Source organism: Curtobacterium sp. VKM Ac-1376, assembly GCF_015351025.1.
In the GTDB taxonomy this organism is placed as follows: domain Bacteria; phylum Actinomycetota; class Actinomycetes; order Actinomycetales; family Microbacteriaceae; genus Curtobacterium.
This window is the reverse complement of the sequence record NZ_JADKRV010000002.1, coordinates 42,777-67,939: the sequence shown is the minus strand read 5'-3', so window position 1 is coordinate 67,939 and position 25,163 is coordinate 42,777. Positions and strand designations below refer to the sequence as shown.

Genomic DNA, 25,163 nt, shown 5'->3' with positions numbered 1-25,163 from the left:
CTACCGGCGTCGGGTCGCGTCCTCGACCTCGCCGACGAGTTCCTCGAGGATGTCCTCGAGGAACAGCACACCGATCGTGTGGCCGTCGGCGTCGAACGCCCGCGCCACGTGGCGACCCGCGGCCCGCATGGTGGCGAGGGCGTCCTCCAGGTCCATCTCCGTGTAGAGCGAGATGAGCTGGCGGATGCGCTTCGGCGGCACCGGGTCGTCGAACTCGTCCGGTCGCAGGTCGATGACGTCCTTCACGTGCACGTAGCCCGTGGGCGAGCCGTCCTCACCGACGAGCACGTACCGCGAGAACCCGCGCTGCGCCACGGCGTGCTCGACGTCGGCGGGGGTGGCGTCCTCGGGCAGGGTGACGAGCTCGTCCATCGGCACGGCGACGTCGCGGACCTTCTTCTCGGTGAACTCGAACGCCAGGGCGAGCTTGCCGTTGTCGGTCAGGGTGCCCTCGCGGCGGGACTGCTCCACGATGGTCTGCACCTCTTCCACGGTGAAGGCGCTCACGGCCTCGTCCTTGGGCTCGACGCGGAACAGGCGCAGCACGGCGTTCGCGACCTCGTTCAGGCCGACGATCACCCAGTGCAGGCCGTGGCCGATGTACCAGAGCGTCGGGACGAGGAGCAGCGCGGCACGGTCCGGCATCGAGAACGAGATGTTCTTCGGCACCATCTCGCCGAACACCACGTGCAGGAACGACACGAGCAGCAGCGTGAACACGAAGGCCACGGTGCCGATCACCTCGGCGCTCCACCCGGTGAGGTGCAGCGGCACCTCGAGAAGGTGGTGGATCGCCGGCTCGGAGACGTTCAGGATGAGCAGCGAACACACAGTGATGCCGAGCTGGGTGGTCGCGAGCATGCGGGTGGCGTGCTCCATCGCCCACAGGGTCATCTGCGCGGCCCTGGAGCCCTCCTCGGCACGCGGTTCGATCTGCGAGCGGCGTGCGGAGATGACGGCGAACTCGGCCGCGACGAAGAAGGCGTTGCCCATCAGCAGCACGACGAGCCAGAAGATGCCCCACCAGTCCGAGCTCATCGGGTACGGCCCTTCGTCGTGGTGGTCTTCGGTGCGCTCTTCGTGGAGGGGATGATGATCGCGGTCGCCGCGGTGTCGGTCGGCTGCCGGGTCGGGGTCCAGCGGATCCGATCGATCCGGCGGCCGTCGAGACGCTCGACGCGGAACACGCCGTCGTCGAGCGTGACCTCGTCGCCGACGGCGGGCAGGCGGCCCAGCGTCGACATGACGAACCCGCCGACGGTCTCGTACGGGCCGTCCTCCGGCACCTTCACGCCGGCGCGGTCCTCGAGCTCGTCCGGACGCAGGAGCCCGGGGAACGTCAGCCAGTCGCGGGAGCGGACCACGTCGATTCGGGCGCGGTCGTGCTCGTCGGACACCTCGCCGACGATCTCCTCGATGAGGTCCTCGAGGGTGACGACCCCGGCGGTGCCGCCGTACTCGTCGACGACGATGACCATCTGGTAGCCGCGCCCACGGACCTCGGCCAGCAGGGTGTCGCCGGGCATGGTCTCGGGCACGCGCTCGGCATCGGTCATGAGGGCGCCGACCGGGACCTCCGGACGCTTCTCGCGCGGCACAGCGACGGCCTGCTTGACGTGCACGATGCCGACGACGTCGTCCGCGTCCTCCTCGATGACGGGGAAGCGGCTGAAACCGGTCTTGCGGGCGAGGGCGATGACGTCCTCGGCGGAGTCGGACACCCGGATGGTGGAGAGCCGCGGGCGCGGAGTCATCACGTCGCTGGCGCTCAGCTCGGAGAACGAGATGGTGCGCTCCAGGAGCGTCGCGGTGTCCTGCTCGAGCGACCCCTCGGACGCCGAACGGCGCAGCAGCGACGTCAGTTCCTCGGCACTGCGGGCGCCGGACAGCTCTTCTTGGGGCTCGATGCCCATCGACCGGAGCACGGCGTTGGCGGTGCCGTTCAGCAGCGCGACGGCCGGCTTGAAGACCGTGGTGAACGCGATCTGCAGCGGCACGACGAGGCGGGCGGTCTGCAGCGGCAGCGCGAGCGCGAAGTTCTTCGGCACGAGCTCGCCGAGGATCATCGACAGCAGGGTCGCGATGACGAGCGCCACGATCGAGCCGACGGTCTCGACGATGCTCTCGGGCAGCCGCATCGCCAGGAAAGGTGCCTCGAGCAGGGTCGCGATCGAGGGCTCGAGCAGGTAGCCGGTGAGCAGCGTCGTCAGCGTGATGCCGAGCTGCGCACTGGACAGGTGCGTCGACGTGACCTTCAACGCACCGATGACGGGTGCGAGGCCGGCCTCCCCGCGGTCGCGCCGCGCCTCGACGTCGGCTCGGTCGAGATTGACCAGCGCGAACTCGGACGCGACGAAGACGCCCGTGCCGAGTGTCAGCAGGATGCCGCCGATCAGCATGACGATGTCGACCGGGCTCATGATTCACCCCCGTTCGCGCACGGGGATGATGTGCAGCTCACCGAGTGAGCGGCGGATGAGTGAGGCGAAGAACTATTCGGGGGATCGTCCACAGTGCTGCCAATCGTACCGCCTGCCGCGGCGGGAAGCCGAGAATCCGTACAGAACGTGGGTCGCGCCTCCAGGCCGGTCGCCGTGACCGGGCCGGAGGCGCGAGCCGCGCTCGTCAGGCCGACCTACGCAGTGATCCGGGCGCGGTGGTACTGCTGCGGCTCGTAGTCGACCGGAACACGCAGCTCGACGGCGGCCCGGAGCGCGAACGACGGGTCGCGGAGCATCTCGCGCCCGATCATCACGACGTCGGCGAGACCCGTGGCGACGATCTGCTCGGCCTGGAACGCCTCGGAGATCATGCCGACCGCGATCGTCCGGATGCCGGCGTCGCGCTTGATCGCGGCGGCGTGCGGCACCTGGTAGCCGGGCCCGACCGGGATCGGCGCGCTCGCGACGTTGCCGCCGGTCGACACGTCGGCCAGGTCGGCGCCGTGCTCGGCGGCCCAACGGGCGACGACGGTGGTCTCATCGAGCGTGAGCCCGCCCTCGACCCAGTCGGTGGCCGAGAACCGCACGACGATCGGGAAGCCCTCGCCGACCTCGGCACGGACGGCGTCGACGACCTCGAGCAGCGCGCGGGCGCGGTTCTCGAGCGAGCCGCCGTACTGGTCGGTGCGCTGGTTGCTCAGCGGCGACAGGAACTGGTGCAGCAGGTAGCCGTGTGCGGCGTGGATCTCGACCAGGTCGAACCCGGCCTCCACCGCGCGGCGTGCGGCCTGGGCGAACGCGAGGGCCACGACGCGGATGTCCTCGACGGCGAGTTCGCGCGGCACGTCGTACCCGTCGAAGGCCACGGCGGACGGCGCGACCGTCGTCCAGCCGCCCTGATCGGCCGGCACGGTGCCGTGGGTGGTGTCCCAGGGGCGGTAGGTCGACGCCTTCCGGCCGGCGTGCGCGAGCTGGATGCCGGCGGCGGCGCCCTGCGCGTGCAGGAAGTCGACGATCGGCGTGAAGGCGTCGCGCTGCTGGTCGTTCCAGAGACCGAGGTCCTGCGGGGTGATCCGCCCCTCGGGCACGACACCGGTGGCCTCGACCACGACCGCCCCGGCACCGCCCTTGGCGAACCCGCCCAGGTGCACGAGGTGCCACGGCGTCGGCACGCCGTCCTGTTCGTCCACCGAGTACTGGCACATCGGGGAGACCCAGATGCGGTTGCGGACGGTCAGGTCACGGACGGTGATCGGGTCGAACAGGGCGTGCGTCACGCGGGCTCCTCAGAGGACGGGTGCCGGTGCCTCGGCCAGTTCCGTCAGGAACGACCGCAATGACGCCGGCGACGTGTAGTGGTGGCCGACCGCCCCGATCGCTTCCGCGCCGGTGGCGTTCTCGGCCCTGTTGTCCACGAACACCATCTGACCAGGCTCGATTCCCAGACGCGCACAGGTGTCGCGGTAGATGGATGCGTCGGGCTTCAGGACGTGCTCCTCGGCGCTCACCACGACGGTCTCGAACAGCGAGCCCATCGGGGAACGGCGGTACGGGTCACCGAAGTCGAACCCGGCGTTGGACAGCAGCGCCAGACGGGTGCCGGCATCGTGCAGTTCCTCGACGATCTCGAGCGTCTCCGGCTCGACCTCGAACCAGCCGGTGAAGTCGATCGCCCAGAACCGGTGGACGTCCGCGATGCTCCAGGTCCGCCCCGTCCGTGCCGCGATCGCGCGCCAGTACGCCACGACGGACAGGTCGCCGCGGTCCAGGTCGTGCCGGAGCTCCTGGTAGACGGGGAACAGCTCCTCGGCGGGGACCCCGGTCGCCGCCACCAGGGAATCCCGCGCGGCGTGCGGAGTCCGGCTGATCACCTCGCCGTAGTCGAAGACGACGACACGGTCACGCAGGAACAGGCTCATGCGGTCCACCGTAACGTGGGCGGAGTGAACGACTTCGTGCCCGTCCAGCCGTCCGATGCCGCCCGGTGGATCACCGCGCCGACCGGGGAGTCGACGAAGTACCGCCGTGGGGTGCTCGGCATCGCGACGGGTTCCGACCAGTACCCCGGGGCCGCGGTGCTCGGCGTCGACGCCGCCGTGCACACCGGGGTCGGGATGGTCCGGTACGTCGGGCCCGCGCGTGCCACCGACCACGTGCTCACCCGCCGCCCCGAGGCCGTGGCGGGTGTCGGACGCGTGCAGGCCTGGCTCGTCGGCTCCGGGATCTCGGCGTCGTCGTTGAGCGACCTGGACGACACGACGGCGTCGGGTTTCACCCGTGCCTCCGACGACCGGGTCCCGGTCGTCGTGGACGCGGGCGCGATCCCGCTCGTCGACCTCGGCCCGCTCGCCGTCCTGACGCCGCACGCGGGCGAACTCGCGTCCATGTTGGGGGTCTCCCGCGAGTCGATCGAGCAGGATCCCGCTGCGGCCGCCCTCCGCGCCGCCGAGCAGACCGGCAGCGTCGTGCTGCTCAAGGGGGAGCGGACCCACGTGGTCACCCCGGACGGGTCGGTGCGGCTGGTGGCGTCCTCCGCCACGCCGTGGCTCGCGGCCGCCGGTGCCGGGGACGTCCTGGGCGGGGTGCTCGGGGCGCTCGTCGCCGCTCGGCAGGGATCCGTCGAGGCCGCCGGTTCGTCGCTCACACCGTCGGACCTCGCGCACCTGGCCGCGTCGGCCGCAGTGGTGCACGGTCTCGCCGCGCGGCGGGCATCGGGCGGGGGCCCGTTCCCGATGACGTCGCTGATCGCCGAGCTGCCGGGGGTCGTGCGGGACCTCGTCGTCAACGGGGACGCGCGCGGGTAGGGGCCGGTGCGCGCGCATCTTCCGACGATCCACCAGGTGATCGACGCGTGTTCTGTCGGACGATGCACACGCAACGGGTGCCTGCGGTACGCAACCAATGACGGCCGGGAGGCGCGGTGCCAGCTGGCACCGCGCCTCCCGGCCGTCGGCGGTCACGGCACGGGCGTGACGCGCGTCGCGGACGTCAGTCGGCGGGGGTCGCGTGGACCAGGAACTCGACGGCGCCGGAGTCGTCGACCTTGACGAAACCGAGGTTCGGCGCCTGCACGTCGTAGTCCGAGAACGTGACCGGGACCGAGCCGGAGATGTCCACGCCGTCGCCGTTCAGACCGACCTGCAGCGTCGCGGTGACGTCCTTCGTGACCCCGTGCAGCGTGAGGGTACCGGCGGCCTCGACCGTCGTCGTGTCGGATCCGCTCGGCACCGCGTCGGCGATCGGCGCCTTGAGTTCGAACGTGGCCTCGGGGAAGGCCGCCGCGTCCATCGCGGAGTCGCGGAAGTACGCGTCGCGCTGGTCGGAGTCGGTGGTGATGTCGGCGACCTGCACCGTGATGGTCGCGGCGGTGATGCTCGAGCCGTCGACGGTCGCGGTACCGGACACACTGTCGGTGCGGCCGGTGACGGTGACGTCGGAGCCGTTGAGGACCTCGTGGACGCGGTACCCGGCCTCGGAGTCACCGCCGACCGTCCACTCGCCGGACAGGTCCGTGGCTTCGAGGGTCGAAGCCTGGCGCGACGCGGCGACGGAGGGGGCGGCCGAGGCCTTCGCGTTCTCGGTGCTCGTGTAGACGTTCGTGAAGACCACCGCGCCGACGACGCCGAGGACGACGACGGCGGCGATGACGGAGATCCAGATGACGGCCTTGCGGCGCTTGCGCGGGGTGGCTGGGGTCACGATCAGAACGTTGACACGGCATGCTCGGGAGAGCCTGGGACCACGGCGTGGTCCTCTGCGATCCGGCCGCTACGCTCGATCGGTGCAGAGGACCTCGGAGCGGTGGCTCGAACTCGCCGGCTTCGTCCTGGCGTTCGCCGCGGTGCACGCGTTCCTGTGGCGGCTGACCCTCGTGTCGGCGAACCTGCCCCTCGGCGACGTGACGATCACGTACAGCCGGTGGATCGAGACCGGGCGGACCGCCGACTTCTGGGTCGGCATCGACGGAGCGTGGGTCTACCCGATCCTGGCGATCGTGCCGATGGCTGCCGCTGCCCTCGGGGGCGCCGCGTCGATCGGCTCCGGGTGGCTCCTGCTGATGGTGTTGCTCGACGCCGTGGCGTGCGCGTTCCTCTGGCGGTTCCGGGCACGGGTGGCATCGTCCCACCGGTTCGGCGGTGACGGCGTGCGGGTGGTCTGGTGGTGGCTGCTGTTCCTGCTCGCGCTCGGGCCGATCGCGCTCGGTCGGATCGACACCGTGGCGACCGTGTTCGCGCTGGTCGCCGTGGCGTTCGTGGCCTCGAGACCGGCCGTCGCCTCGGCGCTCTTCACCGCCGGTGCCTGGACGAAGGTGTGGCCCGCGGCGCTCGTCGCGGTGCTGCTGCTCCTGCGCCGCGGGCACCGCCGTGGGGTGCTCGCCGGGGCGCTGGTGCTGAGCGCCCTGATCGTGCTGGTCGACGTGCTGTGGGGTGGGGCGCCGTACCTGCTGTCGTTCATCGGCGAGCAGACCGGCCGCGCGCTGCAGATCGAGTCGCCGCTCGCCACGCCGTTCGTGTGGGCGGCGGCGTTCGGTGCTCCCGGAGCTGCGGTGTTCTACAACCAGGAGATCCTGACCTTCGAGGTGTCCGGTGCCGGCACGGACGCGGCCGCCGCGGTGTCGACGCCGCTGATGGCCGTCGTCGTCGTGGCGGGTGTCGTGCTCGCACTCTGGGCCGCACACCGCGGAGCCCGACGGGCCGAGCTCGCCCCGGTCCTCGCGCTGCTGTTCGTCGCCGCGCTCATCGCAACGAACAAGGTGGGGTCGCCGCAGTACATCGGCTGGTTCGCGGTGCCGATCGTGTGGGGGCTCGCGGCCGGCACCCCGAGTGCGCGCCGGTTCGTGCCCGTCGCGGTGCTCGCGCTGCCGATGGCCCTGCTGACGCAGCTGGTCTACCCGGGCTACTACGACCAGCTGCTCGCCGTGCAGCCCTGGATCCTCGTGGTGCTCACGCTGCGGAACGTGCTCGAGGTGGCGATCCTGGTGTGGAGCGTGGCGGTGCTGGTGCGGATGGGAATCGGCGCGGGGCGAAGTGCGGGGCAGGGCGCGGGGCCGGGTTCGGGCGTCGGATCGTCGGTGCGCGACGAGCCCGAGCCGGGCAGGATGGACGCATGATCGTCGCCTTCTCCGTCGCTCCGTCCGGTGGTCCCGCTGCAACGTCGGACGGGTCCGTGCACGATGCCGTCGCCGCAGCCGTGCGGGTGGTCCGCGAGAGCGGGCTCCCGAACCGCACCTCGTCGATGTTCACCGAGATCGAGGGGGAGTGGGACGAGGTCATGGACGTCGTCAAGCGCGCAACCGAGGCCGTCGGCGAGTACGGCACGCGGGTGTCGCTCGTGCTCAAGGCCGACATCCGACCCGGGCACACCGGTGAGATCGACGGCAAGCTCGAACGGCTCGAGGCGGCGCTCGGCGACTAGCCCGCTCCGCCGCCCGCGACACGCCGGAGCGGTCCCTCGGATGTCGGTGGTCGGGTGTCTCATGGTCTGCATCGAGCCACATCGGGTGGTCCCGAGACGACGATGAGGAGCGCGTGATGATGCACGACGGCTGGTGCCCCGACTGCGACCTGCGAACGGTCGTCATCGACACGGACGAACGGGGCGACCACGCGTGGGCGACCTGCGCGGAGTGCGGCAGCGGATGGGTGCACCGCGACGAGCTGCCCGAGCAGACCCCGGCACAGACCCGCACCCCGGAGCGCAGGGCGGCCTGACGCCTGTCCGGAAGTCCGCCTGCACGCTGATGCGCTGGACGAGCGGGCTTTCGCTGGTCGGTTGGAGCGGTCTACACTGCTGAGACCCGGATACCACACGGCCGCCCCGCTCAGCGGGGTGCTGCACCGTCGTCCCGCTCCGCTCGCACGAGAACAGGCCCCATGTCACCGCTCACGCCTGCGCGTCGCACCCTCGCGCTCATCTCGCTCGCCCTCGGCGGGTTCGCCATCGGGTCGACCGAGTTCGTCGCGATGGGGCTGCTGCCGAACATCGCGCAGGCCCTGCTCCCGCAGCAGTACGGCATCGACCCGGACGCGGGCATCGCGCACGCCGGCTGGCTCGTCAGCGCGTACGCGCTCGGGGTCGTGGTCGGTGCGCCCACGATCGCGGCGATGTCCGCCCGGTTCCCGCGCAAGGGGCTGATCCTCGTGCTGCTCGTCGGCTTCGTCCTCGCGACGGTCGCGAGCGCACTGCTGCCGTCCTTCGGCCTCGTGCTCGTCGCCCGCTTCGTCGCAGGTCTGCCGCACGGCGCCTACTTCGGCATCGCGTCGATCGTCGCCGGCGACATGATGGGCCCGGGCAAGCGCGGCAAGGGCATCGCGATGGTCCTGCTGGGGCTGTCCGTCGCGAACGTCGTCGGAGTCCCGGCGATCACCTGGATCGGGCAGATGGCCGGATGGCGGGTCGCGTACGGTGTCGTCGCGGCCCTGTTCGCCCTGACGTTCCTGGCGGTCGCGGCCTTCGTGCCGAAGAGCGCCCGCGACAAGCACGCCACCATCGGTCGCGAGCTCAGGGCCTTCCGCGTGCCACAGGTCTGGATCGTCATGGGCCTCGGCGCCGTCGGCTTCGGGGGGTTCTTCGCGGTGTACTCGTACATCTCGCCGCTCGTCCAGCACGTCACGGGCATGCCGGAGTCGTTCGTCCCGATCGTCCTGGTCGTCGTCGGCATCGGTATGGTCGTCGGCGGGGTCCTCGGCGGCCTGCTGGCGGACCGCAGTGTGAAGCGCACGATCTACGTCGGGATGTTCGCGCTCATCGGGGCGCTGCTCCTGACGGTGCTCACCGCGCAGTGGCTCTGGGGGATGCTGCTCGGCGCGTTCCTGCTCGGAGCGACCTCGTCGGCGATCCCGCCGGCCGTGCAGTCGCGCCTGATGGACGTTGCTGGCGACGCTCGCACCATCGCGGCGGCGCTCAACCACTCGGCGTTCAACATCGGCAACTCGCTCGGCGCGGCCCTGGGTGGCGCCGTCATCGCGGCTGGGTTCGGGTTCCTCGCGCCGGGCTGGCTCGGCATCGGCCTCGCCCTGCTCGGCGTCCTCGTCACGATGGTCAGCTACTCGGTGGAGCGCCGCAGCCATCGCCGTGCGGCGCTGCGCTCCTCGACACCGTCCACGGGCCCGATCACCGCACCGGTCCCGACAGCCTGACCCGCGGGGTCCACGCGCACCCCACCGGACGGGAGGCCCGTGGTGACGCCGCCACGGGCCTCCCGTCGGCCGTGTTGTGCGGCAGGCCGCCCATGGTGAGCAGAAATGGTCGGGTCCCGTCACGGGACCCGACCATTCCTGCTCTCGAAGCGAACCGCGACGCACGCTACAGGTTCATGGGGCTGCCGTCCTGCACGATGATGCCGTCGGTGATCGCACGCTTCCGGAGCGCCACCTTCGTGCCCACGTCGAAGCCGGCGACCCGGTACTTCTCGCGGATGCGCTTGAGGTAGCTCTTCGCCGTCTCCTCGGAGATGCCGAGCTGGTACGCGACGCTCTTGACGGGTTCGCCACCGCCGTACAGGGCCATGACGCGGCGCTCCTGGGCGCTCAGCTTCGGCACGCCACCGACGTCACCGCTGTTGATGGCGAGGTCGAGCTCGGCGGAGACGTACTGCTCGCCGCGCTGGGCGGAGCGGATGGCCTCGACGATCATGTCGGCGTCCTCGCTCTTGACCAGGTAGCCGAGGGCGCCGGCACCGAGGGCCTCGCGCACCACGTTGGGCTCCGAGTAGGTGCTCATCACGACGGTCTTCACACCGGCGGTCTTGAGCGTGGAGATCTTCAGCGACACCGGGATGGAGTCCTTGAGGTCCAGGTCGAGCAGCACGACGTCGACCGGGAAAGCCGGACTCGTCAGGAGCTCGGGCCACGTCGTGACGGCGGCCACCAGGGTGATGTCGTCGGCGGCGTTCCGGATCCACTCCGTCAGCGCGCCGAGGAGCATCCTGTGGTCGTCGACCAGTGCGAGTCGGATCGGTTCCTCTGGAGTCGCCATGCTGGCGTCCTTTCTCGGTGCGGTTGCCCGGCCGATCCTAGGAGGATCGCGGCCGGAAGACGGGGAGGCGTGCGGGTGTCCCGCAGCTACATCGACGGATGTCGGTTCACGACGCAGTGCGCGACGATGTGCAGCGTGCCGTCCCGGACGGTCTCGGTGTACGGGCCGATGCGCTGCAGGGCGCTCCAGGCCGTCGGGCCGAGGCTGCGGCGCGGGACCCCCCGGGACTCGATGACCACGGGGACGTCCATCGTCTCGTCGGAGACCGGGTGGCCGTCGGAGCCGATCGGACCGAGGGTGACGGAGACGACGGGCATGCCGGGCTGCGCGGTGCGACCGTCGCCGACCATCTGCCAGACAGCCTGCAGCAGCCCGTCGCGCTGCGCGGGAGAGAGGTGCCCGGCCAGGGCCGTCGGGTCGGCGACGCTCACCGAGCGGCCCAGGTGGTCGGACTCCGTGATCGCGTGGTAGAGCCAGGTCTCGCGGCGGCCCTCGATCAGGTGCAGGCGGAGTTCGGTGGCGAGTGAGGCGGCGACGGAGCTCGAGGCGTCGGAGAGCGGCAGCGGGTCGGTGCCGTTGGCGACGGCGTCGAGCAGCTTCTCGGCGGCCAGGTCGAGCCGGGCGAGCTCGTCGGAGGCGAGCATGCCGACGGCGAACTGCGGCGCCTGCACGTTGCTCTGCACCAGGACCCGGTCGAGTTCGCGCTGGACGAGCTGCCGGAACCGCTGCACGACGTACAGGGCGATGGCCGGCGGCACGACGACGAGCGACAGGAGGGAGACGATGCCCGGCAGGGTGTCGCTCGTGATCGGCGTCGACACCACGGCCATGCCGATGAACGCGGCGCCGAGGACCCCGATCGCGACGGCGACCTCGCGCGCGGGACGGAGTGTGGCGATCGGCAGCAGGGCGAACCCTGCCGCCATCGACGCCGTGGCCGTGTGGGCGACGTCGTGCTCGGGCCAGATGCCGATGAAGTCGAGCGTGACGACGCAGGCGAGGACGACGCAGATGAGCGCGAAGGCGAGACCGGTCAGTCGCTCGCCGTAGGTCAGCACGCTGAGGACGACCCCGACCGCGGCGACGATGTACAGCGCCCAGGCGGCCGCGGGCAGCCACGGGTCGGAGTAGTCGTTCCAGCGGAGCAGGAAGGAGGCGATGCCGACGACGGCCTCGATCGCGGTGAGGATCGCGGCGCCGAGGCCGAGGTAGCCCGCACCGAGCGAAGCGCCGGGCTTCGCGGCCTGGCGCAGCGACCGGGCACCCGTGGAGGTCGAGGGGAGGCCGCGGGCTTGACGGCGTTCGCTCGTGCGGTAGCGCTCGCGGGCCTCGCGCCGGGTGCGGGGTGCGGGGGGAGCGGTCTCGCCGGGCAGGCTGCGGCCGATGGTGTCCTCGGGGACGCGGGTCATCGCGGTGCCTCCAGGACGACGGTGGTGCCGGAGCCCGGCGCGGAGAAGAGCTTCGCGTCGCCGCCGACCTCGCGGAGGCGGTTGACGACGCTCTCCTTGAAGCCGAGCCGCTCGGCGCTGACGGTGATGAGGTCGAAGCCGACGCCGGAGTCGGTGACCATCGCACGGACGACCTCGTTGTCGTGGACGATCGTCACGTGGGCCTCGCCGACGCCGGCGTGCCGGCGGACGTTCTCCAGGCACTCGCCGAGCGCGAGGAGGAACGCGTCGAGCACGTGCGAGGGCAGGAGCACCTGCCCGGTGCCGTGCCAGCTCACCTCGAGCCCCATCCGGCCGAATCGCTGTTTGACCGACTCGAGGGTCTGTCCGAGCGGCGACTCTTCCTGGCGCGTGAGCGAGTAGTCGCCGGACTGCGACGGCTGCGGGGTGGCGCCGAGGCGGAGGTGGCGGAGCAGTCGGGCGTCCTCAGCGGCCTGCTCGCGCATGGCCTGCTCGGAGACGCCGACGCCGGAGTGCGCGAGGAGGGTGAGTGTGGCGAGCACGGTGTCGTGCAGCAGCCGGGCCCCCTGGCGGCGCTGCGCCTCGGTCTCGCTGGCCTGTCGTTCGGCGCGGTGGGCCGTCCCGATGCTGTAGATCCGGCGGGCCACTCGGGGGATGCTGCGGGAGATCCAGATGGCGACGACGGCCATCAGGACCCAGCCGAGCAGCGCGCCGCTGACGGGCGTGGACAGGAGTGTGCCCGAGCCCCACACCATGAGCACGACGACTGCCCCGCCGCCCGCGATGGTGATACCGAGGCCGACCGGGTGCCCGCGCTGCGCCATCAGCGGCGCTGACAAGCCGCCCGCAGCGAGGGGCATCACGGCGCTCGCGATGAGCGGGCGCACGGACTCGTCGACGCCGAGGAAGAGCAGCACCATCGTGGCGAGGCCGGTCACGACGATGGCGGCGGTCCACCAGACGGCGCCGCTCCGTCCGAAGACGACGAGCGCGGCGATCATCGCGGCGATGCAGAGGAGCGCCGTGGTGAGAGGCAACGCGGGCACCGCGGCGGCGGAGATAATCCCCACGACGCTGACGAGCGCGCAGACGATCCCCACGACACGGGTCGTCGACCGCAGCAAGCGGTCGCGTTCCTGTGCGATGAAGTCCATCGATGTCCTGGTTGGTGACGATCTGGGTGGTGCGGGAAACCGAGCGTCGGTCAGTGCCGGGCTCCACGCCATCATTCCACGCGCGCCACCCGTTGGGGGGACTCCGGCGCGCCAGTTGGTCCCGGATGGGGCGAGATCGTTATCGCAGGTCCATCAATCGGGGAGCAACCGCCGCAGGTGCGCGCCGACCTGCTCGTGCTCGATGAGGAACCCGTCGTGCCCGAACTCGCTCTCGACCACCGCCGCCGACTCGCCGTCGAGGGTGTTCGGCACCCCCGCTGCGATCCGGTGCTGGTCCTCGATCGGGAACAGCCGGTCGCTCGAGATCCCGACGACGAGCGTCCGCGCGGTCACGAGCCCGAGCGCCGCGGCGACACCGCCCCGGCCCACCCCGACGTCGTGCGAGTCCATCGCGTGCGTGAGTGTCACGTAGCTCGAGGCGTCGAACCGCCGCGTGAACTTGTTGCCGTGGAAGTCCAGGTAGCTCTCCACCGAGAACCGTCCGTCGTCGCCGAGCGGCGAGACGTCACTCTGCCATGACCGGGCGAACCGCCCGTTCAGCTCGTCCGACGCCCGGTAGGTCATCAGCGCCATCCGCCGCGCGAGCGCCAGCCCGCGGTGCGGTCCCTCGCCGGCGTCGGCCTCGTAGTAGTCGCCGTTCCCGAACGCCGGGTCCATCCGGATCGCGGAGCGCTGCAGCGAGTTCGCCGCGATCTGGTCGGCCGTGGTCTGCGCCGTCGATGCGAGGACCGCCAGGCGCTCCACCCGCGAGGGGTGCGCGATCGCGAACTCGAGCGCGTGCATGCCGCCCATCGACCCGCCGATGACCGCTGCGAAGGTGTCGATGCCGAGTCGGTCGGCCAGCCGTGCCTGCACCGCGACCTGGTCGCGCACCGTGACGAACGGGAACCGCGATCCCCACTCGACCCCGGTCGGCGACACCGACGACGGCCCGGTCGTGCCCTGGCAGCCGCCGAGCATGTTGGGCGCGATCACGAACCAGCGGTCGGTGTCGATCGGCTTGCCGGGGCCGACGACGTCGCCCCACCAGCCGGCGGTGCGGTGTCCGGGACCGGCGTCGCCGGCGACGTGCGAGTCGCCCGTGAGCGCGTGGAGGACGAGGACGGCGTTGTCGCGCGCCGCGTTGAGCGTGCCCCACGACTCGTACGCCACGCGGACGACCGGCAGACGGCCGCCGCGCACCCACTGCTCGCCGAGCGATGCGAAGTGACGGGCGCCGGGGTGGTCGCCGGGGCGCCAGGCGCCTGTGACCGGCGGTTTGCCGAGGGTGCCGAGTTCGGTGCCGGGCACCAGGGTGGACGGCACGGAGTCCTCGGGGGTCGTCTGCCAGTCCATCGTGGGTCCAGTCTGCCGGGAGGCGCGGGTCGTCGCCGCCGTGTTACGTCACGTCCGGCGCGTGGCCGGGCCTCGACGACGCAGAACGACAGGGCCGACGTCGTGCGACATCGGCCCTGTCGTTCCGCATCGGCAGCGTGGCGAACGAGCGCTACGCGCGCTGGCTCTCCTGCGCGACCGCCCGGGCCGCGGCGAGCCCGGCCTCGAGGTCGGCCTTCAGGTCCTCGACGTTCTCGATGCCGACGGACAGGCGCACCAGGCCCGGCGTGACCCCGGTGGTCAGCTGCTGCTCGGGCGTGAGCTGCGAGTGCGTGGTCGACGCCGGGTGGATCACGAGCGACCGCACGTCACCGATGTTCGCCAGGTGCGAGAACAGCTGCAGGTTGTCGACGAACGCCTTGCCCGCGGTGACCCCGCCCTTGAGCTCGAACGACAGCACCGCACCGACGCCCTTCGGTGCGTAGCGGTTCGCGGCGGCGTACCACGGCGAGGTCGGCAGCCCGGCGTAGGCGACCGTGGCGACGTCGGGGTGCTGGTCGAGCCACTCGGCGATCTCCTGCGCGTTCGACACGTGCCGCTCGATGCGGAGCGACAGGGTCTCGATGCCCTGCAGCAGCGCGAACGCCGTGTCCGCCGAGTTCGACGCGCCGAGGTCGCGGAGCAGCTGGACGCGGGCCTTCACGATGAAGGCGAGCTCATTGCCGACCGCGTCGGCGAAGACGGCGCCGTGGTACGACGGGTCCGGCGTGTTGAACTCCGGGAACCGGTCGGCGTGCTCGGACCAGGCGAACTTCCCGCCGTCGACGATGATCCCGCCGATGACCGTGCCGTGCCCGCCGAGGAACTTCGTCGCCGAGTGCACCACGATGTCGGCACCGTGCTCGAACGGACGGATGAGGTACGGCGTCGCGATCGTGTTGTCGACGATCAGCGGGACACCGGACTCGTGGGCGACGTCGCTGACGCCGGTGATGTCCAGCACGTTGATCTTCGGGTTGCCGATCGTCTCGGCGAAGAACAGCTTCGTGTTCGGGCGGACCGCGCGACGCGACTCCTCGAGGTCGTCCTGGTCCTCGACGAAGGTCGTCTCGATGCCGAGCTTGGCGAGCGTGTACTTGAACAGGTTGTACGTGCCGCCGTAGATGGACGACGACGACACGATGTGGTCACCGGCCCCCGCGATGTTCAGGACCGCGTAGGTCTCCGCCGCCTGGCCGGAGGCCACGAGGAGCGCGCCGCTGCCACCCTCGAGCGCGGCGATGCGCTGCTCGACGACGTCGTTCGTGGGGTTCATGATCCGCGAGTAGATGTTGCCCGGCTTGGCCAGGGCGAACAGGTCACGCGCCTCGTCCGAGTTCGCGAAGACGTACGAGGTCGTCTTGTAGATCGGCGTCGCGCGGGCGCCGGTGGTCGGGTCCGGCTGTGCGCCGGCGTGGACCTGGGCGGTCTCGAACCGCCAGGCGGCTGCGTCGTTCGTGCTCATCGGTGCTCCTGTCGGGTGCGGTTCTCGTGCGGTCGCGCCGTCGGCCCGGAGGCACGGTGCGGCGCTGCGTCCCCGGTCACGGTACGCAGGTGATCGGGTCCGCACCAGCGCACCCGCCTCGGGGCGTAACGCACGCGCCCGACGCGCCACGGGCCTCCAGGCCGACCGCGTGCGCTCGCACCGTGCGAGGTCACCTGTGGTGCGAGGTTCCGGACTCGGTGCGAGCCCGCGCCCCCTGCACCACGGACGGATCCTCGCACCGTTCGCGGACGGCCCTCGCACGGTGCGAGGGTCGAGGTCACTGCGCCCGGCGGAAGAGCCAGTCGACCTTGGGCTCGAGCAGCCACCGCATCCCGCGCCGCACGAAGGGCTGCGCCAGGAAGAGGCTGACGGCGCACGCGATGACGACCATGAGGAGCACGAACGGCCACGCGGAGTGCGGGCCAGCCAACACGCCGGACTCGCGGATCGGGTAGAGGACGAACGTGTGCAGCAGGTAGACGTACATCGTGGCGGCGCCGAACCGGGTGATCCAGACCGTTCGCCGGGGGATGAGCACCAGGAACGACGCGGTCAGGAGCGTCGCGAGCAGCATCAGGCCGAACCGCACCGCGCCGGCCCACCAGGCGTCCTCGCCGAGACCCGAGTACGAGTCGTCGTAGAAGAACCAGTGGTGCAGGTCGAACTCCTTGAACTGCGGGATCCAGATCGCACAGGACACCGCCCACCCCGCGAAGACCACGGCGGCCGCGATGCGGATCCGGACCACCGTGCGGCGCGAGGCCTCGTACCAGCGGTCGAAGACGCCCCACTGCTTGACCTGCCAGCCGAGCAGGAAGAACGGCAGCAGGCTGATCGCGCGGGACAGTGAGAGCGTCGAGTCGACGTTGTCGAAGTACCCGACGCCGATGCTGAAGACGACGGCCCAGAACAGCGGCCACCGCAGCTGTGCCAGGTACGGCAGGATCAGCTTGAAGATGCCGAGGGCCAGCAGGAACCAGAGGGTCCAGGTCGGTTTGGTGGGGTTGAAGTCCTTGCCGCCCTCGACGATGCCCTGCACCACTGTCCAGATCGTCTGCATGATGATGTACGGCACCACGATGTCCGTGATCGTACGGCGCATCCGCTTCGCCGTCGGGGTGTCCGCCGACGAGAAGTACCCGCTGATCACGCCGAACGCCGGCATGTGGAACGCGTAGATGAACGTGTAGAGCGCCAGGGCGTGCTCACTCGCGGGGGTCTGCCGCTGGATCGCGTGGCCGATCACGACGAGCGTGACCGCGACGAACCGCGCGGTGTCCCACATCGGGATCCGGCGTGGCGTCCGGCCGGGTTCGAGCTCCGTCGCCGGGGCCGAGGGGGCGGGAGGGGCGGCGTCCGTCGTCATCGCCGGTCACGTTACCGGATCGTGACCTGCTCGGTCCGGCTCGGTACGGTGGACACTCATCCACCCAGGAGGCAGATCACATGGCAGCACGACGCGCAGTCGTCACCGGAGCGAGCTCGGGCATCGGAGCGGCCACCGTCCGGCTGTTCCGCTCGCGGGGCTGGGACGTGCTCGCCGTCGCACGCCGGGCGTCGAAGCTCGAGGCGCTCGCCGAGGAGACCGGGGCGGACGTCCTGGTGGCGGACATCACGAGCGGTGACGATGTGGCGGCACTGGCCGCCCGGGTCGGCGGACTCGGCGGCGCCGACGTGCTCGTGAACAACGCCGGCGGGGCGTTCGGTTCGGCGAGCGTGGAGGAGTCCGACGTCGACGACTGGCGCGCCATGTTCGAGGTCAACGTCATCGGCACGAAGCGCGTCGTCGCGGCGCTGCTGCCGCACCTTCGTGACCGTGCCCGAGCGACCGGGGGAGCGGACATCGTCACGGTGACGAGCACCGCGGGCTTCGTGGCGTACGAGAACGGTGGCGGCTACAACGCCGCGAAGTTCGCCGAGCACGCCCTGGTCGGCGCGCTCCGCCTCGAGCTGAACGGTGAGCCGATCCGGGTGGTCGAGATCGCCCCCGGCATGGTGAAGACCGACGAGTTCGCGCTGACCCGGTTCCGCGGTGACGAGCAGAAGGCCGCCGCTGTCTACGACGACGTACCCGAGCCGCTCGTAGCCGCGGACGTCGCCGAGGCGATCGTGCACGCGGTGGAGCTGCCGGCCCACGTCAACCTCGACCTGGTCACGATCCGGCCGGTGGCGCAGTCCGCGCAGCACAAGCTGGCGCGCGGCCCCCTGACTCCGCGCTGAGCACATCCGCGCAGCGCCCGGGCGGCGGCCGCGGGTCGCGGGCGCGGGGTCCCTGCCGGTACCGTGGTCGGATGCCGATCAGCAGTGAACCCGAACCCGCGGCTCCGTCGACCGTGACCGTGACGAGCGGGCCCGAGGTGCTCGGCTGGCTGGAGTTCGGCGACGCCGCGCGCCTGCTCGCCAAGGACGTCCTGTCCAGCGGCTTCGAGCCCGAGGTCGTCGTCGCCGTCGCCCGCGGCGGACTGATCATCGCCGGTGCCGTCGCCTACGCCCTCGGCACCAAGGAGTGCGGCTCGATCAACGTCGAGTTCTACACCGACGTCGAGCAGCGGCTGGAGGAGCCCGTCGTGCTCGCCCCCGCCCTCGACGCCCCGAGCCTGGCCGGCAAGCGGGTCCTCGTCGTCGACGACGTGTCCGACTCCGGCCGCACCCTGCGCCTGGTGGTCGACATCATCGCGAACGCCGGTGCCGACGTCCGCAGCGCCTGCCTCTACTCGAAGCCCGGCACGGTCCTCGAGCCCGACCACGTGTGGCGCCGGGTCGACGGCTGGATCACGTTCCCGTGGAGCGCCCTCGCCCCGGTGACGGCCGAGTCGTGAGCATCCACCTCGTCGGCGGCGGACTCTTCGCCGCGTCGGACGCCGCCGCCCCGTTCCTCGCCGAGGCCACCGCACGCTCGGCCGCGGTCGGCCGCACGGTGCCGCGCATCGCCCTGCTCTCCGTGGCCGGCCCCGACGGTGGCAGCCCGTCGTCGACCAGCGACATCGCCGAGGTCCTCGGCGGCCCGCGCACGGCCGAGGTGCTCGTCACCGAGGTCGCGGCCGGCCAGGTCTTCGACACGACGGTCCTGAGCGACGTCGACGCACTCGTCGTCGGTGGCGGGGTCACCCCCGACTACCTCGCGGCCATCGCCCCGCTCGTCGACCAGCTCCGCCTGCTCGTCTCCGACGGCCTGCCCTACCTCGGCTACTCGGCCGGCGCGATGATCGCCGCCGATCGTGCCCTGGTGGGCGGTTGGCGCATCGGCGGCGTCGAGATCTGTCCAGAGGCCGCGTCCGAGGGGCTGGACGAGGTCGAGCTCCGCGAGGGCCTCGGCCTGGTCGACCTGACCATCGACGTGCACGCGGTGCAGGCCGGCACGCTCGCGCGACTCATCGCCAGCGCCGAGGCTGAGTTCGTCACTGCCGGGCTCGCGATCGACGAGGACACCACCCTGGTCGTCGGCGAGGGCGCGCTCCAGGTCCGCGGCACCGGCAGCGTCTGGCGTGTCATGGCCGGCGAGGAGTCGGTGGCCGTCGCCACCATGGGCGCGTAGTCGTCGTGGAACCGCGGCCGCTCGCCGACCTGGTCGACCCCGGCTGGGTGTCGGCGCTCGCACCCGTCGAGGGCGACGTGCACCGGATCGGCGCCTGGCTCCGTGACGAGACCGCTGCCGGCCGCCGCTACCTGCCCGCCGGTCCTGACGTGCTGCGGGCGTTCACGAGTCCGTTCGAGGCCGTGAAGGTCCTGGTCGTCGGGCAGGACCCGTACCCGACGCCCGGCCACCCGGTCGGCCTGTCGTTCGCCGTCGACCCCGCCGTCCGACCCGTGCCGCGCAGCCTGGCGAACATCTACCGAGAGCTGTCCGACGACCTCGGCGTGACGCCCCCGCCGCACGGCGACCTGCGTGCGTGGTCGGATCAGGGCGTCCTGCTGCTCAACCGGGTGCTCACCGTGCGTGCGGGTGACGCCGGCAGTCACCGCGGCAAGGGCTGGGAGACGGTCACCGACCAGGCCGTCCGCGCGCTCGTCGCCCGCGGGACACCGCTCGTGGCGGTCCTCTGGGGTGCCCAGGCCGGCTCGGTCCGGCCCCTCCTCGGCGACACCCCGGTCGTCGCGTCGGCGCACCCCAGCCCGCTCAGCGCTTCGCGCGGGTTCTTCGGCAGCCGCCCGTTCTCGCAGGTGAACGCCCTGCTCGAGGCGCAGGGCGCGCCGCCCGTCGACTGGACCCTGCCCGCTCAGTAGGCTCGGCACGTGCTCGAGGAGGAATACCAGCGACGGCGGGTCCTGCCGCGACACCTGCGTGCCCCGGCGGCGACCGAGACGGCGTTCGAGTACCGGATCCGCGCGGCCGAGGTGGGCGACCTGCCCCACGTGCGCGAGATCCACACGCACTACGTCCGGAACTCGTCGGTGACGTTCGACCCCTCGGCGTTCACGTTCGCGGCGTGGAAGAAGCGCTACGACGACATCCGGAAGCGGAAGCTGCCGTTCCTGGTGGCGGAGAACCCGGCCGGGCAGATCCTCGGGTACGCGCTGGTCGACGCCTGGAACCCCCGGGACCGCTCGAACCACGTCGTCGAGGACTCCATCTACCTCGGGGCGGCGTCCGGCGGCAAGGGGCTCGGGCGGGCGCTGATGGAGGCACTGCTCGACGAGTGCCGGTCCGCCGGCGTCCGCGAGGTCGTCGCGGTGATCGCGGACCGGCAGGCCGAGGCGTCGATCCGGCTGCACGAGCGCCTGGGCTTCGAGGAGGTCGGTCGCATGGGCAAGGTCGGCTACAAGTACGACCGCTGGCTCGGCACCGTCACGATGCGCCTGCGGCTGCGCGGACCGCGCCGCTTCGCCCGCCGCCGGTAGCGGACGGCGCGCGAGCAGGCTGGTACGCGCACACGGACGCGCACAGGCCCGACCACGAGCACGAGACGCGCGTCACCGGCGGACGGGAGGCGCGGTGCGGGGCCGCCACGGGCCTCCCGTCCGCCGCTGGGTCGTGTCAGCCCGCCGGGGCCTCGGTGATGAACTCGTCGCGCGTCACGCGCACGAGCGCGGTCGCCGCCGTCGCGGCGGCGGCACCGTCGCCCGCCACCACCGCGTGCCCGACCGCCTCGTGGCGGAGGGCCGCCTCGCGCGTCCAGCGGGTGATGGGGTCGCGCGACTCCGACGTGCGGGTGCGGAGGAGCGCTTCGACGGTGCCGGCGAAGTGCGCGAAGACGGCGTTGCCGGACCCGGTGAGCAGTGCCCGGTGGAAGCGGACGTCGGCCTCGAGGTAGGCGGGGCTGTCCTCGCGCCCGCAGGCCTCGAGCATGTCCTGTGCGGCGGCGAGCACGGCGGGCGCCCCCGTGGAACCGGCCGTCAGCGACGCGGCGACGGGCTCGACGCCGAGCCGCAGCTCGAGCAACTCGCGCTGCTGCACGAAGTACGCCGGCGAGGTGCCGCGCCACCGGATGACGGTCGGGGCGAGCAGTTCCCACGCCGCGATTTCCCGGACGCGCGTGCCGACCCGCTGCCGGGGTTCGACCAGGCCGAGTGACTGGAGGACCCGGAGCGCCTCGCGCACGACGGAGCGCGAGACGCCGAACTCGTCGGCGACCAGCTCCGGGCGCACGACGGTACCGGTGGCCAGGTCGCCGTCGACGATCCGCTGCCCGAGGGTGTCGAGCACGTGGGCGTGCAGTCCGCGTGCGGTGGGCATCGTTCCTCCATGCAGTACAGGTCACGCGGCGCCGTGACGTCGACCCCATCGAAGCGGCAGACTCCGGTGACGGGCGGTCGGCGCGCGGAAGGACGGCGTATAGTCTGATTAATCAGATTATTGAGGGCCGGCGTTCGACACGCCAGACGGCCCTCGACACGAAGGCGACGGAGCCGCGCAGCAGCGACTCCAGGAAGGGGCGCTGATGCCTCACGCTCTCCCAGTACACGTGCTCGCCGCAGGTGGCACCACCGAGACGGTCGACCCGTCCGGGTCGATCCCGCAGCTGATCATCGCGGCACTCATCGGCATCGTGGTGATCATCGCGCTCATCACCTGGCTCAAGGTGCACCCCTTCATCGCGCTCACCATCGGTGCACTCGGCGTCGGCATCGGTGCCGGGCTCGCGCCGGACAAGGCGGTCACGAGCTTCGGCGACGGCTTCGGCGCGACGATGACGAGCGTCGGCATCCTGGTCGGGCTCGGCGCGATGTTCGGCAAGATGCTCGTCGACTCCGGCGCAGCCGACCGGATCGTGGACACCCTGGTCCGGAAGTCGTCGAAGGCGGCGCTGCCGTGGACGATGGCCCTGATCGGCGCGCTCATCGGCCTGCCGATGTTCTTCGAGGTCGGGCTCGTCCTGCTCATCCCGATCATCGTCCTGGTCGCGAGACGGAGCGAGGTGCCGATCATGAAGATCGCCGTGCCCGCCCTGGTCGGCCTGTCGACGATGCACGCGTTCGTGCCGCCGCACCCTGGCCCGCTCGTCGCGATCTCGACCGTGGGGGCGAACCTCGGCACGACCCTCGCCTTCGGCATCGTCCTGGCGATCCCGGTCATCATCCTCGCCGGTCCGCTCTTCGCCCGCGTCGCGGCTCGATGGGTCGACATCCCCGCCCCCGACATGTTCGGGTCGCGCGGGTCGGTCGCCACGGCTGGCGCCGCTGCCGGGTCGGGCTCCTTCTCCGACGACCCGGCGCACTCCGGACGTCAGGCCCGCCGACGCCCCGCCACGCAGGACACCGCGTCCCTGCCCAGCGGCAAGAGCGACTTCACGCGCGTCATCAGCGAGCCGCGCAGCCCCTCCTTCACCGTCGCACTGATCGGTATCCTGCTGCCGGTGGTGCTCATGCTCGCCCAGGCCATCCGAGAAGCGTCGGCGCCCGACGCCACGGGATCGTGGGTGAGCCTGCTCGACTTCCTCGGATCGCCCGTGATCGCCATCGGGATCGCTGCGGTCTACGCGATGGTCTTCTTCGCGATCGGCGGCGGCATGGACCGGTCAGCCGTGTCGAAGTCGCTCGAGAGCGCGCTGCCCCCGGTGGCGGGCGTGCTGCTCATCGTCGGTGCGGGCGGTGGCTTCAAGCAGGTCCTCATCGACACGGGCATCGGCGGGGTCATCGCCGACGCCGTGAAGGACTCCGGGGTCTCGGTGCTCCTCGTCGCCTGGGTGGTCTCGGCCCTGGTCCGCGTCGCGACCGGGTCGGCGACCGTCGCGACGGTGACGGCCGCGGGCATCATGGCGCCCATCGCCGCCGACCTGTCGTCGCCGATGACGTCGCTGCTGGTCCTCGCGATCGGTGCGGGGTCGGTGTTCCTGTCGCACGTCAACGATGCCGGCTTCTGGCTGGTGAAGGGGTACTTGAACACCACGGTCGGGCAGACGTTCAAGACGTGGACGGTCCTCGAGTGCCTCATCTCGGTGTTCGGGCTGCTCGGCGTACTGCTGGCCGGGGTGTTCATCCGATGATCGGCGCATCGGACGCCGGTGCCGGTGCTGCCGGTGCTGCTCGCGCGGCCGACGCCGGGCTGGACGCTCGGGTCCTGGTCGTCATGGGCGTGTCCGGCTCGGGCAAGTCGACCGTCGCCGCGATGGTGGCGGAGCAGGTCGGGTGGGAGTTCGCCGAGGGCGACGCGATGCACCCGCCGGCGAACGTCGACAAGATGCAGGCCGGCACCCCGTTGACCGACGAGGACCGCTGGCCGTGGCTCGAGGTCGTCGCGGGGTGGATCCGTGGGCACCTGGACGCCGGGACGAACGGTGTCGTCACCTGCTCGGCCCTGAAGCGCTCGTACCGTGACGTGCTGCGGGCGCCCGGCGTGGTGTTCGTGCACGTGGCCGGTGACGGCGCGCTCATCGAGGAGCGGATGTCGCAGCGCTCCGGGCACTTCATGCCGACGTCGTTGCTGCAGTCGCAGCTGGCCACGCTCGAGCCGCCGCAGGACGACGAGGCGCACGTGACGATCACCGCCGACCGCACCCCGGAGCAGGAGAGCGCCGAGGTCGTGGAGCGGCTCGGACTGGTCCCGATCCCGAGAACCTGATCGGGCGGCGCTCGGCAGCATGGCTGCATGGCGATCGACGACTCCCTCTCGCTCCTGACCCGCGGGTACGGGTTCGGCGCCCACCTCTGGCGCGGGACCCGCACCGACGCCAGAGCGGTGCCGTTCCGACTGCTCGGCCGTCCGGCACTGCTCGTCAGGGGTGCCGAGGGCGTCGACCTGTTCTACGACGGTGACCGGACGGCGCGGCACGGGGCGATGCCACCGATCGTGCAGCGCACCCTGTTCTGCGTCGGCTCGGTGCACAGCCTCGACGGGGCGGAGCACCACCACCGCAAGGCCACCTTCGTCGACGTGGCGTACGAGGACGAGCAGGTGCGCCGACTCGCACCGCTGCTGCGCGAGGAGTGGTCGGCGGAACGCGACGCCTGGATCACCGGCGGGACCCGGTCGGCGTACGACGCGGCGGTCGGGGCGATCGGCCGTGCGGTCATGCGCTGGGCGGGGCTGCCGGGAACCCCTGCGGCGAAGACCCGGTGGGCGGCGAAGCTCGCGCAGATCGTCGACGGCTTCGGGGTGCCGTACTCGCCGGAGTACCTGCAGGCCGTGCTGAACCGGCACTGGTCCGACCGGCACGCCCGGCGTCTGATCGAGGCCGTCCGGGGCGGGCGACTCACCCCGGAGCCCCACACGGCCCTGTACGAGTGGGCCTGGCACCGGGACGCCGAGGGGGCGCTCCTGCCGCCGCGACTGGCCGGTGTCGAGCTGCAGAACAGCATCCGTCCCGCGATCGCCGTGGCCCGGTTCGTCGCGTTCGCCGCGAAGGAGCTCCACGACCGGCCGGTGTGGCGGGAGCGGATCGCCGCGGAGACCACGTCGGGCGGCAGCGGCGTCGACGGACCTGTCGACGCGCCGCCGGTCGACGGGCCCCTCGCCGTCGCCTTCGCGCAGGAGATCCGCCGGACCGCGCCCTTCGTCCCGATGCTGCCGGCCTGGGCCACCACTGACGTCGAACTCGACGGCGAGCGACTCCGCGCCGGCGGACGGGTGCTGCTCGACATCCTCGGCACCGACACCGACGAGCGGTCGTGGGACCACGCCGGCAGCTTCGACCCGGAGCGGTGGGTCGGCGTGGAGGACTACGAGGCCGTCGCGACCTTCGTCCCGCACGGGGGTGCCGAGGTCGCGACGGGTCACCGGTGTCCGGGGGAGAAGGTGGCGATCGCAGCCCTCGCGAGCGCGGTGGCGGTGCTGAGCGACCCGCGGGTCACGATCCTCGACGACGGGCTCGAGGTCGATCGCCGCCGACTGCCCACGAAGCCCGCGTCGGGCGGCACGGTACGGGGTCGCTGCCCCTTCCACTGA

At 71.6% G+C, this 25,163-nt stretch carries 25 protein-coding genes; 13 read left to right on the top strand and 12 right to left on the bottom strand.

The genetic code is table 11. The features are described from left to right. From ITJ56_RS03235 to ITJ56_RS03220, 4 genes are all read right to left on the bottom strand, one after another. The gene (locus tag ITJ56_RS03235; RefSeq protein ID WP_194627623.1) at positions 1-1,038 is read right to left on the bottom strand and encodes a hemolysin family protein; all 1,038 of its coding nucleotides are present in this window, start codon (positions 1,036-1,038) and stop codon (positions 1-3) included. Then, the gene (locus ITJ56_RS03230) at positions 1,035-2,420 is read right to left on the bottom strand and encodes a hemolysin family protein (protein ID WP_194627621.1); all 1,386 of its coding nucleotides are present in this window, start codon (positions 2,418-2,420) and stop codon (positions 1,035-1,037) included. The genes ITJ56_RS03235 and ITJ56_RS03230 overlap by 4 nt, the downstream gene beginning before the upstream one ends. A gap of 215 nt (positions 2,421-2,635) precedes the next feature. Continuing rightward, positions 2,636-3,718 carry an NADH:flavin oxidoreductase/NADH oxidase gene (locus ITJ56_RS03225; protein ID WP_194627619.1) on the bottom strand — a complete coding sequence of 361 codons (1,083 nt, stop codon included), beginning with the start codon at positions 3,716-3,718 and terminating at the stop codon, positions 2,636-2,638. Positions 3,719-3,727: 9 nt separating this feature from the next. Then, on the bottom strand, positions 3,728-4,360 hold the full coding sequence (locus tag ITJ56_RS03220; protein WP_194627617.1) for an HAD family hydrolase: 633 nt from the start codon (positions 4,358-4,360) through the stop codon (positions 3,728-3,730). A 24-nt stretch (positions 4,361-4,384) separates the two neighbouring features. Here ITJ56_RS03220 and ITJ56_RS03215 point away from each other — a divergent pair, with 24 nt between their 5' ends. After that, the gene (locus ITJ56_RS03215; protein ID WP_194627615.1) at positions 4,385-5,245 is read left to right on the top strand and encodes an ADP-dependent NAD(P)H-hydrate dehydratase; all 861 of its coding nucleotides are present in this window, start codon (positions 4,385-4,387) and stop codon (positions 5,243-5,245) included. Positions 5,246-5,429: 184 nt separating this feature from the next. Here ITJ56_RS03215 and ITJ56_RS03210 read toward each other — a convergent pair whose 3' ends face one another. Continuing rightward, positions 5,430-6,140: a YceI family protein gene (locus ITJ56_RS03210; protein ID WP_194627614.1), complete on the bottom strand. Its 711-nt coding sequence runs from the start codon at positions 6,138-6,140 to the stop codon at positions 5,430-5,432. Between the two features lie 82 nt (positions 6,141-6,222). On the opposite strand from ITJ56_RS03210, the gene ITJ56_RS03205 reads away from it, so the two are divergent. From ITJ56_RS03205 to ITJ56_RS03190, 4 genes are all read left to right on the top strand, one after another. Continuing rightward, positions 6,223-7,551 carry a glycosyltransferase 87 family protein gene (locus ITJ56_RS03205; RefSeq protein WP_194627612.1) on the top strand — a complete coding sequence of 443 codons (1,329 nt, stop codon included), beginning with the start codon at positions 6,223-6,225 and terminating at the stop codon, positions 7,549-7,551. Continuing rightward, complete coding sequence (locus tag ITJ56_RS03200; protein WP_194627610.1) at positions 7,548-7,856, top strand: thiamine-binding protein; 309 nt, start codon at positions 7,548-7,550, stop codon at positions 7,854-7,856. Before ITJ56_RS03205 ends, ITJ56_RS03200 begins: the two co-directional genes overlap by 4 nt. A 116-nt stretch (positions 7,857-7,972) precedes the next feature. Beyond that, positions 7,973-8,152 carry a hypothetical protein gene (locus ITJ56_RS03195; protein WP_194627608.1) on the top strand — a complete coding sequence of 60 codons (180 nt, stop codon included), beginning with the start codon at positions 7,973-7,975 and terminating at the stop codon, positions 8,150-8,152. 162 nt (positions 8,153-8,314) lie between these two features. After that, complete coding sequence (locus ITJ56_RS03190) at positions 8,315-9,580, top strand: MFS transporter (protein WP_194627606.1); 1,266 nt, start codon at positions 8,315-8,317, stop codon at positions 9,578-9,580. Between the two features lie 166 nt (positions 9,581-9,746). Here ITJ56_RS03190 and ITJ56_RS03185 read toward each other — a convergent pair whose 3' ends face one another. From ITJ56_RS03185 to ITJ56_RS03160, 6 genes are all read right to left on the bottom strand, one after another. Continuing rightward, on the bottom strand, positions 9,747-10,418 hold the full coding sequence (locus tag ITJ56_RS03185) for a response regulator (RefSeq protein ID WP_194627604.1): 672 nt from the start codon (positions 10,416-10,418) through the stop codon (positions 9,747-9,749). Positions 10,419-10,504: 86 nt separating this feature from the next. Next, positions 10,505-11,827, bottom strand: coding sequence for a hypothetical protein (locus ITJ56_RS03180; protein WP_194627602.1), 1,323 nt, complete (start codon positions 11,825-11,827; stop codon positions 10,505-10,507). Then, positions 11,824-12,981: a sensor histidine kinase gene (locus ITJ56_RS03175; protein ID WP_194627600.1), complete on the bottom strand. Its 1,158-nt coding sequence runs from the start codon at positions 12,979-12,981 to the stop codon at positions 11,824-11,826. The genes ITJ56_RS03180 and ITJ56_RS03175 overlap by 4 nt, the downstream gene beginning before the upstream one ends. A gap of 153 nt (positions 12,982-13,134) precedes the next feature. Next, positions 13,135-14,337, bottom strand: a complete 1,203-nt coding sequence (gene metX, locus ITJ56_RS03170; protein WP_194627598.1) for a homoserine O-acetyltransferase MetX — start codon at positions 14,335-14,337, stop codon at positions 13,135-13,137. Between the two features lie 151 nt (positions 14,338-14,488). Then, positions 14,489-15,820, bottom strand: a complete 1,332-nt coding sequence (locus tag ITJ56_RS03165) for a bifunctional o-acetylhomoserine/o-acetylserine sulfhydrylase (protein WP_194627596.1) — start codon at positions 15,818-15,820, stop codon at positions 14,489-14,491. A gap of 298 nt (positions 15,821-16,118) precedes the next feature. Then, positions 16,119-17,207 carry an acyltransferase family protein gene (locus ITJ56_RS03160; protein ID WP_194627594.1) on the bottom strand — a complete coding sequence of 363 codons (1,089 nt, stop codon included), beginning with the start codon at positions 17,205-17,207 and terminating at the stop codon, positions 16,119-16,121. Between the two features lie 80 nt (positions 17,208-17,287). Here ITJ56_RS03160 and ITJ56_RS03155 point away from each other — a divergent pair, with 80 nt between their 5' ends. The 5 genes from ITJ56_RS03155 (at position 17,288) to ITJ56_RS03135 (ending at position 20,680) form a co-directional block, all read left to right on the top strand. Then, positions 17,288-18,061, top strand: a complete 774-nt coding sequence (locus tag ITJ56_RS03155) for an SDR family oxidoreductase (RefSeq protein WP_194627593.1) — start codon at positions 17,288-17,290, stop codon at positions 18,059-18,061. 71 nt (positions 18,062-18,132) lie between these two features. Further along, positions 18,133-18,660, top strand: a complete 528-nt coding sequence (locus ITJ56_RS03150; RefSeq protein WP_194627591.1) for a phosphoribosyltransferase — start codon at positions 18,133-18,135, stop codon at positions 18,658-18,660. Further along, positions 18,657-19,376 carry a Type 1 glutamine amidotransferase-like domain-containing protein gene (locus tag ITJ56_RS03145; protein ID WP_194627589.1) on the top strand — a complete coding sequence of 240 codons (720 nt, stop codon included), beginning with the start codon at positions 18,657-18,659 and terminating at the stop codon, positions 19,374-19,376. Before ITJ56_RS03150 ends, ITJ56_RS03145 begins: the two co-directional genes overlap by 4 nt. Positions 19,377-19,381: 5 nt before the next feature. Continuing rightward, entirely contained in the window at positions 19,382-20,065 is a 684-nt protein-coding gene (locus ITJ56_RS03140; RefSeq protein WP_194627587.1) for a uracil-DNA glycosylase, read from the top strand. 9 nt (positions 20,066-20,074) lie between these two features. Further along, on the top strand, positions 20,075-20,680 hold the full coding sequence (locus ITJ56_RS03135; RefSeq protein WP_194627585.1) for a GNAT family N-acetyltransferase: 606 nt from the start codon (positions 20,075-20,077) through the stop codon (positions 20,678-20,680). A 136-nt stretch (positions 20,681-20,816) separates the two neighbouring features. Here the strand turns inward: ITJ56_RS03135 and ITJ56_RS03130 are convergent, their stop codons facing one another. Further along, positions 20,817-21,515 carry a FadR/GntR family transcriptional regulator gene (locus ITJ56_RS03130; RefSeq protein WP_194627583.1) on the bottom strand — a complete coding sequence of 233 codons (699 nt, stop codon included), beginning with the start codon at positions 21,513-21,515 and terminating at the stop codon, positions 20,817-20,819. Positions 21,516-21,720: 205 nt separating this feature from the next. Between ITJ56_RS03130 and ITJ56_RS03125 the strand changes: the two genes are divergently transcribed. The 3 genes from ITJ56_RS03125 to ITJ56_RS03115 are packed head-to-tail and all read left to right on the top strand — an operon-like array spanning position 21,721 to position 25,163. Further along, positions 21,721-23,265: a GntP family permease gene (locus ITJ56_RS03125; RefSeq protein WP_228517108.1), complete on the top strand. Its 1,545-nt coding sequence runs from the start codon at positions 21,721-21,723 to the stop codon at positions 23,263-23,265. After that, on the top strand, positions 23,262-23,840 hold the full coding sequence (locus tag ITJ56_RS03120) for a gluconokinase (RefSeq protein ID WP_194627581.1): 579 nt from the start codon (positions 23,262-23,264) through the stop codon (positions 23,838-23,840). Before ITJ56_RS03125 ends, ITJ56_RS03120 begins: the two co-directional genes overlap by 4 nt. A 27-nt stretch (positions 23,841-23,867) precedes the next feature. After that, a complete protein-coding gene (locus ITJ56_RS03115) occupies positions 23,868-25,163 on the top strand; it encodes a cytochrome P450 (RefSeq protein ID WP_194627579.1) in 1,296 nt (431 codons plus the stop codon).